This window comes from Sphingobacterium sp. B16(2022), from assembly GCF_012030425.1.
In the GTDB taxonomy this organism is placed as follows: domain Bacteria; phylum Bacteroidota; class Bacteroidia; order Sphingobacteriales; family Sphingobacteriaceae; genus Sphingobacterium; species Sphingobacterium anhuiense.
In genome coordinates this window covers 28934-45361 of sequence record NZ_JAAUVN010000002.1, presented here as the reverse complement: position 1 = coordinate 45361, position 16428 = coordinate 28934, and the positions used below count along the sequence as shown (strand labels likewise).

At 36.0% G+C, this 16428-nt stretch carries 16 protein-coding genes; 5 read left to right on the top strand and 11 right to left on the bottom strand.

Annotated features, from left to right (window positions below; genetic code table 11):
- Positions 1-36: 36 nt before the first annotated feature.
- From atpG to HCX49_RS10545, 9 genes are all read right to left on the bottom strand, one after another.
- Positions 37-930 (bottom strand): ATP synthase F1 subunit gamma, encoded by an 894-nt coding sequence (atpG, locus tag HCX49_RS10585; protein ID WP_168127097.1) that lies wholly within the window; start codon positions 928-930, stop codon positions 37-39.
- A gap of 79 nt (positions 931-1009) precedes the next feature.
- Positions 1010-2584, bottom strand: coding sequence for a F0F1 ATP synthase subunit alpha (atpA, locus tag HCX49_RS10580; RefSeq protein WP_021188669.1), 1575 nt, complete (start codon positions 2582-2584; stop codon positions 1010-1012).
- Between the two features lie 49 nt (positions 2585-2633).
- Complete coding sequence (locus tag HCX49_RS10575; protein WP_021188668.1) at positions 2634-3179, bottom strand: F0F1 ATP synthase subunit delta; 546 nt, start codon at positions 3177-3179, stop codon at positions 2634-2636.
- 31 nt (positions 3180-3210) lie between these two features.
- The gene (locus HCX49_RS10570; protein WP_168127096.1) at positions 3211-3711 is read right to left on the bottom strand and encodes a F0F1 ATP synthase subunit B; all 501 of its coding nucleotides are present in this window, start codon (positions 3709-3711) and stop codon (positions 3211-3213) included.
- A 92-nt stretch (positions 3712-3803) separates the two neighbouring features.
- Positions 3804-3992, bottom strand: coding sequence for an ATP synthase F0 subunit C (atpE, locus tag HCX49_RS10565; RefSeq protein WP_021188666.1), 189 nt, complete (start codon positions 3990-3992; stop codon positions 3804-3806).
- A 36-nt stretch (positions 3993-4028) separates the two neighbouring features.
- Complete coding sequence (gene atpB, locus HCX49_RS10560) at positions 4029-5186, bottom strand: F0F1 ATP synthase subunit A (RefSeq protein ID WP_232789408.1); 1158 nt, start codon at positions 5184-5186, stop codon at positions 4029-4031.
- A gap of 32 nt (positions 5187-5218) precedes the next feature.
- The gene (locus HCX49_RS10555; RefSeq protein WP_132770996.1) at positions 5219-5623 is read right to left on the bottom strand and encodes a hypothetical protein; all 405 of its coding nucleotides are present in this window, start codon (positions 5621-5623) and stop codon (positions 5219-5221) included.
- Positions 5616-5804 carry an AtpZ/AtpI family protein gene (locus HCX49_RS25565; protein WP_259194211.1) on the bottom strand — a complete coding sequence of 63 codons (189 nt, stop codon included), beginning with the start codon at positions 5802-5804 and terminating at the stop codon, positions 5616-5618. The genes HCX49_RS10555 and HCX49_RS25565 overlap by 8 nt, the downstream gene beginning before the upstream one ends.
- 81 nt (positions 5805-5885) lie before the next feature.
- Positions 5886-8126, bottom strand: a complete 2241-nt coding sequence (locus HCX49_RS10545) for a helix-turn-helix domain-containing protein (protein ID WP_168127095.1) — start codon at positions 8124-8126, stop codon at positions 5886-5888.
- Between the two features lie 258 nt (positions 8127-8384).
- On the opposite strand from HCX49_RS10545, the gene HCX49_RS10540 reads away from it, so the two are divergent.
- The 4 genes from HCX49_RS10540 to HCX49_RS10525 all read left to right on the top strand — a co-directional run bounded on the left by HCX49_RS10540 (position 8385) and on the right by HCX49_RS10525 (position 12011).
- The gene (locus tag HCX49_RS10540) at positions 8385-8882 is read left to right on the top strand and encodes a phosphomannose isomerase (RefSeq protein ID WP_021188662.1); all 498 of its coding nucleotides are present in this window, start codon (positions 8385-8387) and stop codon (positions 8880-8882) included.
- Positions 8883-9137: 255 nt separating this feature from the next.
- Entirely contained in the window at positions 9138-9869 is a 732-nt protein-coding gene (locus HCX49_RS10535; protein ID WP_168127094.1) for a hypothetical protein, read from the top strand.
- Positions 9870-9880: 11 nt separating this feature from the next.
- Positions 9881-10990, top strand: coding sequence for a hypothetical protein (locus HCX49_RS10530; RefSeq protein WP_021188659.1), 1110 nt, complete (start codon positions 9881-9883; stop codon positions 10988-10990).
- 28 nt (positions 10991-11018) lie between these two features.
- Positions 11019-12011 carry a hypothetical protein gene (locus HCX49_RS10525; protein WP_132770999.1) on the top strand — a complete coding sequence of 331 codons (993 nt, stop codon included), beginning with the start codon at positions 11019-11021 and terminating at the stop codon, positions 12009-12011.
- Positions 12012-12082: 71 nt separating this feature from the next.
- On the opposite strand, the gene HCX49_RS10520 is transcribed toward HCX49_RS10525, so the two are convergent.
- Together HCX49_RS10520 and HCX49_RS10515 are read right to left on the bottom strand one after the other, a co-directional pair.
- Positions 12083-13192, bottom strand: coding sequence for a zinc finger domain-containing protein (locus tag HCX49_RS10520; protein WP_168127093.1), 1110 nt, complete (start codon positions 13190-13192; stop codon positions 12083-12085).
- A 9-nt stretch (positions 13193-13201) separates the two neighbouring features.
- On the bottom strand, positions 13202-14332 hold the full coding sequence (locus HCX49_RS10515) for an SPFH domain-containing protein (protein ID WP_132771001.1): 1131 nt from the start codon (positions 14330-14332) through the stop codon (positions 13202-13204).
- Positions 14333-14535: 203 nt separating this feature from the next.
- Between HCX49_RS10515 and HCX49_RS10510 the strand changes: the two genes are divergently transcribed.
- A complete protein-coding gene (locus tag HCX49_RS10510; RefSeq protein ID WP_021188656.1) occupies positions 14536-16407 on the top strand; it encodes a DNA topoisomerase IV subunit B in 1872 nt (623 codons plus the stop codon).
- Positions 16408-16428: the final 21 nt, after the last annotated feature.

Here is a 16428-nt window from a genome sequence, read left to right as displayed (position 1 = left end):
ATTCACCGCCTTTTTCTATATTGATATTACTCTTAATTATCCGTTTGATAATGCCGCTGCACCAGAAACAATCTCTGTTAATTCTGTTGTAATAGCAGCTTGACGTGCTTGGTTGTACGAAAGCTTTAATGCTTTTAACAAATCTCCAGCATTATCAGTTGCTTTGTCCATTGCAGTCATACGGGCACCATGCTCAGAAGCATGAGAATCCAAAATAGCCTTATACAATGAAATTTTAATAGCTTTAGGAATTAATTCCTCAATGATCTTCTCTTTCGAAGGTTCGATAATATAATCAACCTCAGCAGTTTTTTCCTTAGTCGAAAGGGTATCTTCCGTAGGAAGTAATGGTAAAATTTGTTCCGAAGTCAAGATTTGTACCGCTGCATTTCTGAATTGGTTATACACCACTTCTACACGGTCAAAGTTACCTTCTTTGAATTGTTCCATTACAAATTCAGTGATTTTTGAAGTATTCTCAAAATTTAAAGCACCGAATAAATCACTATGATTGGCAATAATATTATAAGCAGGCTTTTTAGCATAGAAATCATATCCTTTCTTACCTACAGTAATGATACTTACATCACCTTTACGTAATTGATCAGCATACTTTTCAGCAACTAAATTATTTGCAGTTTTGATTGCATTCGCATTAAAAGCACCAGCCAAACCTCTATTAGAAGAAACAACAATAATCAACACTTTATTTGGTTCACGATCTACCGTATAAGGAGAATTACTCCCTTCTACACTTGCAGATACATCTGCCAAAATTTCACGAAGTTTATTCGCATACGGACGCAATTGAACAATTGCATTAGTAGCGCGTTTTAGTTTCGCTGCAGATACCATTTTCATCGCTTTAGTAATCTGCTGTGTTGATGTTACCGATGCGATACGGATTCTTACTTCTTTTAAATTTGCCATATTTAATTTGAGATTTGAGTATTGAGTACTGTGTATTGAGTATAACTCGCTATACTCAATACTCTATACTCATATCTAATTAATATTTTGATGCTAAATCTTTAGCTACTGTTTCTAATACTGAAGTTAACTCATCTGAGAATTTACCTGCTTTAAAAGCATTTAAAACTTCTGGATGACGTTGCTCTAACAACGTTAAGTATTCTTCTTCAAATTCTCTCACTTTATTTACTGGAACTGAACGGAATAAACCTTTAGTACCTGCATAAATAATTGCTACTTGTTTTTCCACAGAAACCGGAGAGTATTGAGCTTGTTTCAAAATCTCAACGTTACGGATACCTTTATCTAAAACTCCTTTAGTTGCTGCATCTAAATCAGAACCAAATTTCGCGAAAGCTTCTAGCTCACGGTATTGTGCCTGATCTAATTTCAATGTACCAGCTACCTTCTTCATCGGCTTAATCTGAGCATTACCCCCTACACGAGATACAGAAATACCTACGTTGATCGCTGGACGGATACCTGCGTTAAACAAGTTAGACTCCAAGAAAATCTGACCATCAGTAATTGAAATTACGTTTGTAGGAATATAAGCAGAAACGTCACCCGCTTGAGTCTCAATAATTGGAAGAGCAGTCAATGAACCACCACCTTTTACCAAGTGTTTGATAGACTCAGGAAGATCATTCATATTTCTAGCAATCTCATCAGAAGCATTGATTTTCGCAGCTCTTTCTAATAAACGGCTATGTAAGTAGAAAACGTCACCTGGGTATGCTTCACGTCCCGGAGGTCTTTTCAATAATAAAGAAACCTCACGGTAAGCTACCGCTTGTTTTGATAAATCATCATATACGATCAATGCTGGACGACCTGTATCACGGAAGAATTCTCCGATAGCAGCACCCGCCATTGGCGCGTAAAACTGTAATGGAGCTGGATCAGCAGCAGAAGCCGCAACAACAACTGTATAAGCCATAGCACCACGTTCCTCTAAAGTACGAACGATATTCGCAACTGTAGAGTTCTTTTGACCAATAGCAACATAAATACAGAATACTGGTTGACCAGCATCATAAAATTCCTTTTGGTTTAAGATTGTATCGATACATACTGCAGTCTTACCTGTCTGACGGTCACCGATTACTAGCTCACGCTGTCCACGACCTACTGGAATCATTGCATCGATCGCTTTGATACCTGTTTGTAATGGCTCCGTTACTGGCTGACGGAACAATACACCTGGAGCTTTACGCTCGATTGGCATTTCGTATGTCTCACCTGTAATAGGTCCTTTACCATCGATTGGCTGACCTAATGTATTTACAACACGTCCGCACATACCTTCACCTACTTTAATAGATGCAATACGATTAGTACGTTTAATAGTATCACCTTCTTTCACGATGTCTGAAGGACCTAAAAGTACAACACCAACGTTGTCTTCTTCTAAGTTTAATACGATACCTTGTAATCCGTTATCAAATTCAACCAATTCACCGGACTGAACTTTAGTTAAGCCGTAAATACGAGCAATACCGTCACCAATACTAAGTACGGTACCAACTTCCTCTAGTTCGGCTTCTGATTTAAAGCCCGACAATTGTTCTCTTAAAACTGCCGAAACCTCATCTGGTCTTACCTCTATCATTGTTATTATTATAAGGGGTTCTTGATTTTGTTAAATGCTAAAATCAACACTAAACGCGTTGACCTTCAAAATATCTTTCTAATCTATTTAATTTACCTGCAATACTTGCATCATATTGTTTGTCACCAATAGTGATTACAAACCCACCGATCAAAGATTGATCAACTTTATTTGTAATCAAAACCTGCGCATTAACTTGATTTGCAATTGTTGCTTTTAATTCTGATAAATTAGTATCAGAAAGTGGTGCTGCAGATATCACTGTAGCTTTTACAATTCCTTTTACTTCATTGTACTCGCGAACAAATTCATGAGCAGCAGCCTCGATCACTTCAGCACGACCTTTTTCAATCATGATCTTGAAGAATGATAAAATAGCAGGATTGATTTTATCTTTAAATAATGCCTCTAAGATATTTACTTTCTTGTCCAATTTAATAATTGGATTAGATAATACTGCACGTAGCTCAGGATTAGCTTTCAAAACTTCGATGAATTGATCCATATCCGTTTTGATAGCGTCCAAACTACCTTGTTCTTTTGCCAAATCAATTAATGATTTCGCATATCTTGATGCTACTTTAAATACTGACATACTTCTTTAATGATAAAATTTGAATGACCGATTAGTTTACTTTCACGTCTTTAAGCAAATCTGCAATTAACGCTTCTTGCTTATTTTGGTCTTCAAATTCTTTGCTTAATACTTTACGAGCAATATCCAATGCCAAAGTAGAAACTTGATTCTTTACTTCTGCCATTGCTTTGTTTTTTTGCTCATTGATTTCAATTGATGCTTGAGCTATCATCTTAGCACCTTCAGTATGGGCTACATTTTTTGCTTCAGCAACAATCTTATCTTTCATTTCTTTAGCCTCTTTCAAGATTAGATCACGTTCTACACGAGCTTCCTTTAGTAAGGATTCGTTTTCATTGGTTAAGCGCGCCATCTCTAATTTAGCTTTTTCAGCAGATTCCAAAGCATCAGAAATACCTTGTTCACGTTCTGCTAAAGCAGCGATGATAGGTTTCCAAGCAAATTTACCTAATAAAAAGATAATGATTAATAAGATGATGACTTGCCAGAAAAACAAACCAAATGAAAACTGTTCTATTAATTTTTCCATTGATGTATGATAATATTTTTTGTATTTCGTCTAATTGAAAGTATTATTTATGACCAACCGTCATAAATAATACTTTTAAATTCATTGGGTGATTATTTACCTAATAATAACGCACCGAAAGCTAAACCTTCTAATAAGGCTCCGATAATGATCATCGCAGTTTGGATTTTAGATGCTGCTTCTGGTTGACGTGCGATAGCTTCCATTGCTGAACCACCGATTTTACCTAGACCTAATCCTGCTCCGATAACGATTAAACCCGCTCCAATTAAATTGTACATAATAAATGATTTAAATATAATTAAACAAAAAATTTCTTAGTGATGTGCTTCGTTGTGCTCTTCAACAGCCATTCCAATAAATAGCGATGACAACATCGTGAAGATAAACGCTTGTAAAAATGCTACTAATATTTCAATTACCATCAGGAAAGTTGTCAATAGCATAGACACCCCGATACTACCTCCCAATGTTAATTGTTGTTGCAATACATAAACAATTGCAATCAATCCCATAATAACAGTGTGTCCAGCTGTAATATTGGCAAACAAACGAACCATTAGAGAGAATGGTTTTGTAAACATTCCTAATACTTCAATTGGTGCCAAAACAAATTTAAAAGGAACTGGTACTCCTGGCATCCAGAAAATATGCTTCCAGTAGTCCTTATTTGCTTTAATATTCACAAATAAAAATGTAAAAATTGCTAAACATATCGTTACTGAAATATTACCTGTAACATTGAATCCCAGCGGTGTTAAACCTAATAGGTTTAAAACTAGAATTAAGAAGAAAACAGACAATAAGTACGGCATAAATTCTCTATAACGATGTCCAATATTTGGAACCGCCATCTCGTCACGTACATATAAAACTAAAGGTTCTAACACGCGACCTGCACCCTTAGGTAAATTATTCGCTCCCTTTTTGTATGTTTTTGCTAGGCCGATAAATCCCCAGAATAACAAAACAGTTGCTAAAATTAAACCCACAACATTTTTAGTAATTGATAGATCTAATGCCTTAGCATTTGTCGGGTGATGGTGTTCATCATAATTAAGTGTACCGGTAGCATCTGTTTTGTAGATTTTACCATGGTATAATTTATAAAACTGTCCATCTTTTTCAACGGTATTTTTACCAAAATCAAATTCTGAGGACATAAAAATTTTAACACCCCCGTCAATGATAATCACTGGCAAAGGAAATCCATAAGTCTTACCTTCTTTTTTATCTGTATACAAAGAGAAATAATGATCGTCTTGTAAGTGGTGATCAATATACTCATCTATTTCCTCCCGCTGAGTTTTTGGCTCTTCTGCGTGAGTTGAAATCTCAGCTGTATGAGACTCAGATGCCTTTACTAAAAATGGACTAACAGCAAATAAAATTACTGCAAAAAAAAGAAATGCTTTCTTAACGCTCCCCATGTTCTGTTTTTTATTTTTGCGCAAAAATACAATATTATTTGTCATTTTTTGCGATTAATTTGAACTTTTTATTAAAACTACTTATTGACTGATTCCACTTCTTTATTAATGACCTTAAAAGCAACTAATACGTCAAAAAACAAGTATAGAAAAAATACGATTAAAAAATTATATTCGAATATATCATCGGACGAATGATTCAATCCTCCTCTAAAAAAAACATAACTTAATGCTGCTTTTAACGTAATTAGGCCCAAAAAAATGAAACCTATACTTTTAGGCATTACGGAATCGGAGATCAGGATAACAATTAATACAACTAATGAAGCAACAGATTCAAATGCGTATAAACTATACAATTCAAAACCAGTTAAACTTTTAAAATCAGCAATCCCAAAAGAGGGTAGTGCAAAGTAGTGCGCCCCAAAGAGGACTGCAGTAAAAATTAGAAGTATTGCAATAAATTTAATGTAATTATTCATCCCTGTTCAATCGATTAGCTTCTCGTATAAAATGATAAAGTGAGGCGAAAATACCTATAAATGTGCATATTTTCATGGCAAGACCATTAGAAAAATGGTATTTCTCATCTAGCCAGGTGCCTAACATATACATCAAATAAATTGTGACTCCCATTTGCAGAGGCAATGAGATAAAAACCATCCACTTATTTGGGTTTTTATTAGACTTTCCCATGGCTATTTATAGCTAACTTTTACAAACATACACATATTTTGAAACATCTTAATCATGAACTGGATTTTCTAAAACTTTTTGTCCGATTTTAATATGCGGATAGTCTATACTCGCTCCCAGCATCATCTTTAATTCTGACGAAGATTTATCTGGATGTGCTTTTATGGTATTAATGATGAGATCCAGCTTATCCTGTTCAATCAATTCTGTGGCCTCCACTTCTGTCCCAACAAAATGAATAAGATGTCCATAAATTGTTCCCGCTACCATACCTCTTTTCACCGCGATCTCTTCAATACTAGCACCATCTTTGTAGAGTTCAAGAGTTACCTGCTTTGTATCCAACTTTTTAGAGCTCTCCCCCTCTTCACTTTGCACGACTAAATCTTCTTTTTCTTTTGTCTTTGACTGCTCCTGCACCTGTTCCAAAGCTTCCTGAAAATTATCTTTTTTAGATAATGCATCTGCGATAATCAAACACTGCTGAAGTTGCTCACGCTTACGCTTAAAATCCAACAACAGTTCTTTAGCCTCATCAATGTATTTTTTAGTTCGTTTCTTAATCTGCCATTCCTTAATATGCTGTTCCAACGCACCAACGAGATCATGATCCATCTTAGGTAAGAACCAATTGACCGCTGAAGTCGTACGGTCACAGATCAAAGCGTAGTCTACATGTTGATCTGTTTTTTTTAAAAGCTCATATAATTGTGTAATGAATTTATGTGCTACTTTTTCTTGTGTGAGCAGATTTGACTGTATGGTAGACCAAAAAGCCTCTGCCTCCACTTTATTATCGATATTACGATCAGCTAATGCAGTAACTTGCTCTTGACATGAAATAGTTAGATAATCCCAGCGAAAACATTGAATTAGGTTTTGTGCCAAATAAGACCTCTGACACTGTTCCAATATTTCTTTAATATCGGTTTGAAAAGAAGAGCGCAATGCAAAATCAACAACCTGACTATCTGTTCTAATTGCGTAGGTCGGTATAATGGATTTCAGGACCAACCCTTTTAAACTCGTCAATCTACTTAATGCAACATAAACCTGTCCTGCAGCAAATGAAGTACCCGCATCTATAATTGCTTTATCAAATGTCAGTCCCTGGCTCTTGTGAATAGTAATCGCCCAAGCTAACCGCAACGGAAACTGTGAAAATGTCCCCAGTACTTCTTCTTTGATCTGATCCTGCCCTTTATCATAGTTGTATTTGATATTTTCCCAAGTTTCTCGCTTAGCCGTCACATCCTCACTTCCATCGGGGAATTTAACAACCACAGTTCCAGCTTGCAAATTTATATCTTTCACAGTACCGATCTTACCATTATAATATTTCCGATCCTCACCCGTATCATTACGTATAAACATCACCTGGGCACCAATTTTCAAAGAAAGAATCTCTTCTGCGGGATAAGATCCTTGAGAAAAATCATCTTTAACAACAGCTTTTAAATTCAGCATCTTACCAGACAGATTAGCCAATGCTTTTCCATTAATTTCATCAGCATTTCGATTATGTGAAGTAAGCGTAATAAACTGCTCTCCTTCCTTTGGCTCAAAATCTGGCTTATAGTAGGTATTCAATTCTTTCAACATTTCGCTATCACAGTTATTATTTCGAATTGCGTTTAATATGGAAATAAAACCTTCATCCTGCTGTCTATAAATCTTATCTAACTCTAATAAAATCGGTGGATTGTCACGAAGAACCTTAGCATTAAAAAAGAATACAGAGCTGTAGTGATTTCGCAAAACCTGCCACTCATGATCACGCACTACTGGTGGTAATTGATAAAGATCGCCGATAAAAAGTAATTGTAAACCTCCAAATGGTCGCATATCACGACGCACAGATTGCAGAATAACATTAATAGCATCTAATGTATCAGCCCGAACCATCGATACCTCATCAATCACCAATAATTCCAATTCTTGAAGAATCATCCGACGTTGTTTAGTTAGTTTAATAGTACTGAATAAGCGGCTTTTATTATAAATATGTCCATCTTGTTCATCCCATTTCAGCTCGTGATCTTCTATAAAAGTTCCGAAAGGCAACCAAAAAAGTGAATGAAGGGTTGTTCCTCCCGCATTCATAGCAGCAACACCAGTTGGCGCGGTGATCGCCATTTTTTTATAACTATGATCACGTATATATTTCAGAAATGTCGTTTTTCCGGTCCCTGCTTTTCCTGTAAGAAAAACATGTTGATTTGTCTGATTAACAAAAGCAACAGCTTGCATAAAAGACGTATTTTCACGATCTATTTTAATTTCTGACATACTGATAATTTTAATATAGGATTACAAAACTAATCAAATATTTTGAGAGGATATAATCATAGCACACTTCAAATAGGACGTATGCAACTTCTAATAAATATCCGATTCAGATGAAACCAAACGTAACTAGAAATAAAAACAATAGCTAAATTGTAAACAAAAAAAATATCGCTAAAACGTTTATGCACTTTTTATTTAAAAGATTTTATTTATATTTAGCACTAAAATAACCGTACATTCTTACTAAGACACATATTTATGGTAACTGATAAATCAACGCTATTTGAGGAATTAGATAAAGCGTTAAAAGAAAAAGGATTTGAAATTGATAAATCAGATCAGACAAGACCCTGGGGAGGTTTCTTTGTAATCAACGAAGATCAAGCACAAAAATTTGCCGATGAGTATTTCGACGGATTAGATGTAAAAGATCTAAAAATTTCTGGCAAATTAAGTCCAAAAATTCTCGTTGTAGCTCCCGAAAAAAGATTATCATGGCAGTATCACCACCGTCGTGCCGAAATTTGGAAAGTAATTCACGGAACTGTGGGCGTTATGGTATCGGATACAGATGACGAATCAGTTGTACAAACGCTAACAGCAGGTAGTGTCATCAAACTTCGTCAAGGTCAACGCCACCGATTAATCGGATTAGATGGTTACGGTATATTAGCTGAAATATGGCAACATACCGATATCGAAAATCCTTCAAACGAAGACGATATTGTTCGTGTTCAAGATGATTTTGGTAGATAAAATAATCGTTTCAAATTATTATTTCTTATCATCACGAAAACTCGGAAATTAGCTTTCCGAGTTTTTTTTATCCCAAACTCAATAGATTGATTTATATCCCTCCTAGCCTATCCCTTATCATTAAATAGATTACAATTAAATTTCGGATTACCCGACAGTGCAATCGTGATATAAAATAAATGTTTTAAAAATGTAGTAATATGAATCTAGATTACCATTTTTTATTATTTTTACTAGACTTAACTAACAAAAATTATGACTGATCAAGGAAACAATAAAAACTATAGTATATTGGATAGTCTTAAAAAGCTAATTTTTACAGATCAGGAAGAGACTCAGCTCAAAAACCCGTCTCCCGATATCCAAAAAAATCCACCCGCTACAGAAATAAAAGATTATTCAACATCCCCCGAAATAAAAACAGTTTCAAACCAGCAGCCTCCAGCCATACCCATTACAGCCAATGACGGTTCCACCGATATTAAACAAATGAAACTGAAAGTGCTCGGAATACTGGAAAGACTCAATGAACAAGGATTAGACTTTTTTGAGGTATGGAATGCTGCAGCTGCAATGGGAAAAGTAGACGAAACAACACTGAAAGCAGCCTATACTTCGCTTAAGTTTGTTGATAATACGTTAACAAAGGGCAAGCTGAAAACAACTGGCACTAATTATGCTAACAAACTGAAAGAAACCATAGCCAAAGAAACACAGCAAAAAGAATCGGAAAAGCATAAAGCAGAACAAGACCGTGAATTTGAAAAGACAACCTTAAATAATGAAATAAAAACATTGACCGATAGCATTGCAAAGCTTCAGGATGATTTGAAAAAGAAACAAATTACCCTAGCCCAGATTAATGATAAATATGAGCCAAAACTAAAAGAGATAGAGCAAAAGATATCAATTGGAAACGCCGCTGTCAATGAAGTCGTCAATGATATACAAACAACCTTAGCAATTATAGAAAGGTCAATCTCATAAGATATAAACCAATGGAAAAGAAAGAACAGTACATTAATATTCCAGCTGAAATAAAATCACAGCTACCAATTTTTCAAGTATTAGGAGACCATCTGCCTGCTCAGATGCAAACACCAGAAGCCAAAAAGACAATCTCCAGTATATTCTTTTGGGCATTGGTTATTGGCGGAGCAATTGCTTTTTTCAAGTTTTTACCCGTCATGCTTGAATATGCCGCTAAAAGTATTTTGTTCGTAATATTCAGTATTTTATTAATAACCTTATTACTATTAGCGCCAAAAATTATTCAGCTATTACATCGCTTTGGCACTGTCCTTTTATTTAAAGGCGAAAAAGCCATTATTCGTAATAATCCAATAGAGACCTTACAGCTTTTATCAAAAGACGCAAAAGATACCTTAAAAAGAGTAAAAGAAAAAATAAGTAATGTAGATGGCGTTCGTATCGATATGATTCAAAGCGGTGAAACCGCACAAAAAACAGCAGAAGAAAAATACATTTATGCAAAACGTTTCACTGCAGAAGCGGCAAGTCAAGATGAAAATGCCCAAAATGAATCGAAAAATAACAATACGGAGAAAGCGAATGCTTATATGCGAAATGCAAAAGAAACACGGACAAAAGCATTTCTCTTAGGAAAAGAAGGAGAGTCTGAAGAGCAAAATGCGAGAAGCTATGTACAGTATGCTAATCAATTTGCAAAGGTACTAGAAGTACTAAAAGATAATGAAAGTGCTGCTCGAATTTACGTAAGTACTCTAGACAGCAGTATTTCGATTATCTCAAAAAAACTAGAAGCTACTCAAAAGATGAAAAATGCTACAGAAGGGCTTGCCGATGTCTTTAATATAAAAGACGGTTGGGCTTTCCAAGAAGCCATGAATGCCGCAACAGGAGCCATCAGCCAAAATATTGCTTCGATCAGATCAAACCTTGACTTTTTAGATCAAAACAATAACATAACAGTAGGAGGAGCTCCTACCCAAGTAGAATTAGAAGAATTTATCCGTAAAGTAGATGAACGAAATTTGAAAGTACTGAATGTAAGCCAGATGGCAGACGCAAGTTATGAACTCAAACCGGAAGAAAAAATAGATAAGGGATTTACATTATTAGATTAATCAATTTAAAAAAAAATACACTATAATTATGGAAGAAAAATCAACATGGGCTAGATTACGTTGGCCAATTAAAGCAATAATTATTGCAATCCCATTACTGGCTCTGGGCTATTGGGCTTTCGACTCTGGTAAATTTGATGGACAATCAACGAGCACCTCCGATACCACAGCTATTAATATATCGTCCAATCCATCGAAACAATCAACTGACGATAAAAGAACATTTAACTATCAACCTGAAAAACCTGTAAATGGTGAATATAAAGGAGTAATCGAAGTCGGAGCCTCAGGTTTCAATTCTTTTGTCGTAAATATCGATAAGCAGAATCACTGGGAAATCATTTCCAAAGATTTTGGCAAATCATTTGTCTATGAAGGTCTAGCCAGTACAGAAGATATCCGGAAAGGACTTAAAGACTACATTGGAACTATGTTTGACAAAGGTGTTAAATCAAAAAACATACACTTTGTCATCAGCTCCGGCGCACAAAAAGAACCTAAGACAGCAGTTATTGTTTCCGAACTAAAGAAAATGGGATTTGTTGTTAATTTAGTAACAGCAGAACAAGAAGGTAAATTAGCACTAAAATGCGTACTTCCTCCTTCTTATCAGGACAATTCCTTTGTCGTAGATATTGGCTCAGGTAATACTAAAATTTCATGGGTTGCTGGTGAAACAAAATCACTTGAAGCACCAGGTGCGAAATACTACGAAAAGAACTTAAAAGATGAAGATGTTTATACTGAAGTAAAAACGTTAACAGCAAAAATTCCTGCAGCCAACAGAGAAATCTGTTTTATCATAGGGGGAGTGCCATTTGAATTGGCGCAACAAACACGTACTGGCGAAGAACGTTTCACAGTATTAAATAATCCAGAAACCTATAATACCGATAAAGTAAAAATCAAAAGTGGGGTAAATATCTATAAAGCAATTAAAGATGCTACGAACTGCGATACCTTTGTATTTGACTGGGATGCCAACTTTACAATAGGCTTCTTACTTTCTTTAAACAAATAAAGCTATCGATCATATCATAAAAAATGGTCTTATTGTATTTTCAATAAGACCATTTTTTATTTATAAGAAGATTATCCCATTTGGCTTAACAAAACAACTAGAATTATTACAAACAATATCAAGAGCGCAATCTTCCAAAAGCTATATGGTCGTTGTCCATAAACCTTACCGTTAAATGCGTTAACCATAATCTGATAACTTTTACCCTTATATCGATAAGCCGACAGCCAAACCGGAAGTAAGATATACTTTAGCCTGATATCCTTATAAACAGAATCAATATCATCAATCCTTTGCGTATCTCCGCCGATATCCGATCTGACGGTATCAGCGATCTCATCATCCATAATTTTTTTGGCGGCATGAGCACCAGCCACATGATCAATACTAAAGGTTTCTGCGATAAATCCGCTAAGATATTGATCATTGAAAGGCTTCAGATATTCCATATTCCAAGGACCTATTTTTGAAGCAAAATTATTAGGTAATGACGTTGAAGCACTAACTATAACATCTTTAAATCGATTAAAAACACGTCCAGAAGCATAATACCATCTGGTCTGTTGCTCCTCATAGGTCTCTGTTTTGCCATCAGCAGTTCTTCTAGTTCTAGTGACATAATAATATTCACCTCGTTGCCCCTCATAAGAAGAACTCGCTTCGGCATCATAACTCCAAAAAGGAATATAAACACCTTTCAACCTATTATTTTGCGCACTAAAAATCCGCTTAAAATCATTAGGAGCAAACCATAAACCTCCAGCCCATTTTTTAAAAAGCGGAAATGCCTTATTCTCCTCAATAAAAAACGGAATCACCCCATGTGGTTTTACAATACGTTTTTCTTGATGGTCAATCACCAAAGGAGAAGCGCAAAAAGCACATAAATCTGCTGTAACATGCGGATCTAATGTAGAATTGGCTCCACAGTTTTGACAATGCACCACCTCAGCAGCAACCGTAAACCGAGCGTCATGAATATCTTGCATTGCTGCTGTAAATTCTTCATAATCAACCGGACTGATAACTTGGTTCGTTAACTCACTTTCCTTAATCTGATTTTCAGTACCACAGTAAGCACATTTTAGATATGACGTTCCTGGTTGGTAAGCTAAAATCGCCCCACAACCCTGACACTTTAAATCCTGACTAACTTCCGTTGTCTTTTCCTCAAAACTCATAAACAGAATCTATGCCCCCGGAATTGGCGGAGGGCCAGCATTAAACAAGCTTGTCAATTCGTCAATTTCACGCGCTTCAATCCAATTTTCCAGCCCAGCTTTCCAAACGAGTGTAGAAGAAACTAGTTTGCCGCTTCTTACCTCGTCTTTCAACTGATCAATCAAAAAAGGTCCTTCTTGAACACCATTAATCGCTAGAAAATACTGAACCGCTTGCGGTATCGCCGGTGGTGCCACCGATGGAGAGGCACCCGTCGGATTATTGCCTTCAAATTTATTCTGTTGAAATATACCTGACATCTGGCCAGCCATTCCGGCACCTAATCCAACACCCATTCCTGCGCCCATAAGACCACCGCCATTGGGGTTTTCAGCAGCTTTTTCCATGGAATTAGCTGCTTGAAATTGAGCATAAGCACCTAAATTTCCAACAATACCCATACTGCTTCTTTTATCCAGTACCTTTTCAACTTCTTCGGGCAATGAAATATTCTCAATTAGAAATTTATTTAGATTCAAACCGATCTCTTCAAATTCAGGACGTATTTTCTCTTGTATAAAGTTGGATACCTCATCATAATGAGAAGCTAGGTCTAAGACAGCAATTTTTGACTCTGCAATTGCATCCATCCCTCTGGTTACAGCGATATTTCGAAGTTGCTCATTAATACTTTCAACCGTAAAAGTTGGATTAGTCGACGCAATTTGCTTTAAGAAGACAGCAGCATCTTTAACCTGAAAAGCGTAAGATCCAAAAGCCCGAAGCCGTATAGGACCAAACTCAGCATCCCGTAACATAATAGGATTTTTAGTACCCCATTTTTGATTAGTAAACTGACGCAAACTTATGAAAAACACATCTGCTTTAAATGGACTATTGAATCCATATTTCCACCCTTGGAGGGTCGTCATGATAGGCATATTCTGAGTTGTCAACACATGTCTACCCGCAGTAAAGACATCCGCAATCACCCCCTCATTCATAAACACAGCAACTTGTCCTTCTCGTACTGTTAACTGCGAATTCATTTTTATTTCATTCTGATACCGTGGAAATTTCCAGACTATAGTATCAGGACTATCATCTACCCATTCAATGATATCGATAAACTCATTCCGTATTTTATCAAATAAGCCCATAATTTCTATTTATAATGTTTCCTAAATTTAAGTAAATAATAGGGAATGCAATATAAATATTTATACAATTTATTGGAGAACAATTACACAAACGCTCCTCTAGAGAGATCTTCTATTCTAAATAAATGTTTTCAGATCGTGACTGCACTTATTTAATCTTTATTTTGCTATTTTTGCTACACACCGAAGAATAATTAAAAAACATGAGTACTTATAACGAAGATAGTATACGTTCCCTCGATTGGAAAGAACATATTCGCTTACGTCCCGGTATGTATATTGGGAAATTAGGAGATGGTTCTGCTTACGACGATGGTATTTATGTCTTATTAAAAGAAGTAGTCGACAACTCTATTGATGAGTTTGTGATGGGAGCTGGAAAAACGATCGATATTACGGTCAACGACAATAAAGTCGCTGTTCGGGATTACGGACGTGGAATTCCCATTGGTTCTGTCGTAGATGTAGTATCCAAAATCAATACCGGAGGTAAATACGATAGCAAAGCCTTTCAAAAGTCTGTAGGTCTTAATGGTGTCGGTACTAAAGCTGTCAATGCTTTGTCTGGACAGTTCACGGTACAATCGTACCGCGAAAAAGTAACCCGTATCGCACAGTTTAGTAAAGGTGAGTTACTATCAGATGAAGAAAAAGAAACAACACAGCGTAATGGTACCGCAGTTATATTTTACCCGGATGAGACCATCTTTAGAAATTACAAATATCGTTTAGAGTTTGTGGAAAACATGATCTGGAATTATGTTTTTTTAAATTCTGGATTAACTATTAATTTCAATGGACAGAAATTCATCTCTGAAAATGGTCTAAAAGATTTATTAGAGCGGAATATTGACACCGAATCCATGCGTTATCCTATCATTCACCTAAAGGGTGAGGATATTGAAATCGCGATTACCCACGGACAGCAATACGGTGAAGAATACTACTCTTTTGTCAATGGACAACATACAACGCAAGGAGGAACACACCAAGCAGCGTTTCGCGAAGCCTTAGTGAAGACAATCCGTGAGTTCTATAAAAAAGAATTTGAAGCATCAGACGTACGGTCATCTATCATTGGCGCGATCGCAATCAAAGTGCAAGAGCCGGTCTTTGAATCACAGACCAAGACAAAACTTGGTTCCCAAAGCATCGGTCCTGATGGTCCAACTGTAAGAACATTTATCAATGACTTTCTAAAAAAAGCATTGGACGATTACCTGCATAAAAATTCAGATACAGCAGACGCTCTGTTAAAACGTATCTTACAATCGGAAAGAGAACGTAAAGATATTGCCGGTATCAAAAAACTTGCAAATGAACGTGCCAAGAAAGCTTCGTTACACAACCGTAAATTACGCGACTGTAAGGTCCATTTCTCCGATAAAAACGAACGTAATCAGGAAACAACCTTATTTATCACCGAGGGGGATTCAGCTTCAGGTTCAATTACTAAATCTAGAGATGTACAGACACAAGCTGTTTTTAGTTTAAAAGGAAAACCTTTAAACTCTTACGGCATGTCTAAAAAAATTGTCTATGAAAATGAAGAGTTCAATTTACTGCAACATGCTTTAAATATTGAAGACGGTTTAGATGGCTTACGTTATAACAACATTGTATTTGCTACAGATGCCGATGTAGATGGTATGCACATCCGCTTACTTCTCTTGACATTTTTCCTTCAGTTTTTTCCTGATTTAGTAAAGGCTGGTCACGTGTCTATCTTACAGACACCCTTGTTCCGTGTACGGAATAAAAAAGAAACCATATATTGCTATTCCGATGAAGAAAGACAACGCGCAATTGCAAAATTAGGAAATAAGCCCGAAATTACCCGATTTAAAGGACTTGGAGAGATTTCTCCTTCCGAATTTGGTTTATTTATCGGAAAAGATATGCGCTTAGACCCTGTCTTCTTATCTAAAGACAATAAAATACAGCAACTTTTAGAATACTATATGGGTAAAAACACTCCCGATAGACAAAAACATATCGTCAATAATCTTCGTGTAGAACTAGATCTAGAAGAAGAATTAGCCAAACTGGCGAAATTAGAAAAACAAGCGGGTTAAGACCGCTTGTTTTTCTTTCAT

Excerpts from the sequence above, each read along its gene's own strand:
- atpG (WP_168127097.1), bottom strand. The coding sequence starts at position 930 with ATGGCAAATTTAAAAGAAGTAAGAATCCGTATCGCATCGGTAACATCA.
- atpA (WP_021188669.1), bottom strand. The coding sequence starts at position 2,584 with ATGATAGAGGTAAGACCAGATGAGGTTTCGGCAGTTTTAAGAGAACAA.
- HCX49_RS10575 (WP_021188668.1), bottom strand. The coding sequence starts at position 3,179 with ATGTCAGTATTTAAAGTAGCATCAAGATATGCGAAATCATTAATTGAT.
- HCX49_RS10570 (WP_168127096.1), bottom strand. The coding sequence starts at position 3,711 with ATGGAAAAATTAATAGAACAGTTTTCATTTGGTTTGTTTTTCTGGCAA.
- atpE (WP_021188666.1), bottom strand. The coding sequence starts at position 3,992 with ATGTACAATTTAATTGGAGCGGGTTTAATCGTTATCGGAGCAGGATTA.
- atpB (WP_232789408.1), bottom strand. The coding sequence starts at position 5,186 with ATGACAAATAATATTGTATTTTTGCGCAAAAATAAAAAACAGAACATG.
- HCX49_RS10555 (WP_132770996.1), bottom strand. The coding sequence starts at position 5,623 with ATGAATAATTACATTAAATTTATTGCAATACTTCTAATTTTTACTGCA.
- HCX49_RS25565 (WP_259194211.1), bottom strand. The coding sequence starts at position 5,804 with ATGGTTTTTATCTCATTGCCTCTGCAAATGGGAGTCACAATTTATTTG.
- HCX49_RS10545 (WP_168127095.1), bottom strand. The coding sequence starts at position 8,126 with ATGTCAGAAATTAAAATAGATCGTGAAAATACGTCTTTTATGCAAGCT.
- HCX49_RS10540 (WP_021188662.1), top strand. The coding sequence starts at position 8,385 with ATGGTAACTGATAAATCAACGCTATTTGAGGAATTAGATAAAGCGTTA.
- HCX49_RS10535 (WP_168127094.1), top strand. The coding sequence starts at position 9,138 with ATGACTGATCAAGGAAACAATAAAAACTATAGTATATTGGATAGTCTT.
- HCX49_RS10530 (WP_021188659.1), top strand. The coding sequence starts at position 9,881 with ATGGAAAAGAAAGAACAGTACATTAATATTCCAGCTGAAATAAAATCA.
- HCX49_RS10525 (WP_132770999.1), top strand. The coding sequence starts at position 11,019 with ATGGAAGAAAAATCAACATGGGCTAGATTACGTTGGCCAATTAAAGCA.
- HCX49_RS10520 (WP_168127093.1), bottom strand. The coding sequence starts at position 13,192 with ATGAGTTTTGAGGAAAAGACAACGGAAGTTAGTCAGGATTTAAAGTGT.
- HCX49_RS10515 (WP_132771001.1), bottom strand. The coding sequence starts at position 14,332 with ATGGGCTTATTTGATAAAATACGGAATGAGTTTATCGATATCATTGAA.
- HCX49_RS10510 (WP_021188656.1), top strand. The coding sequence starts at position 14,536 with ATGAGTACTTATAACGAAGATAGTATACGTTCCCTCGATTGGAAAGAA.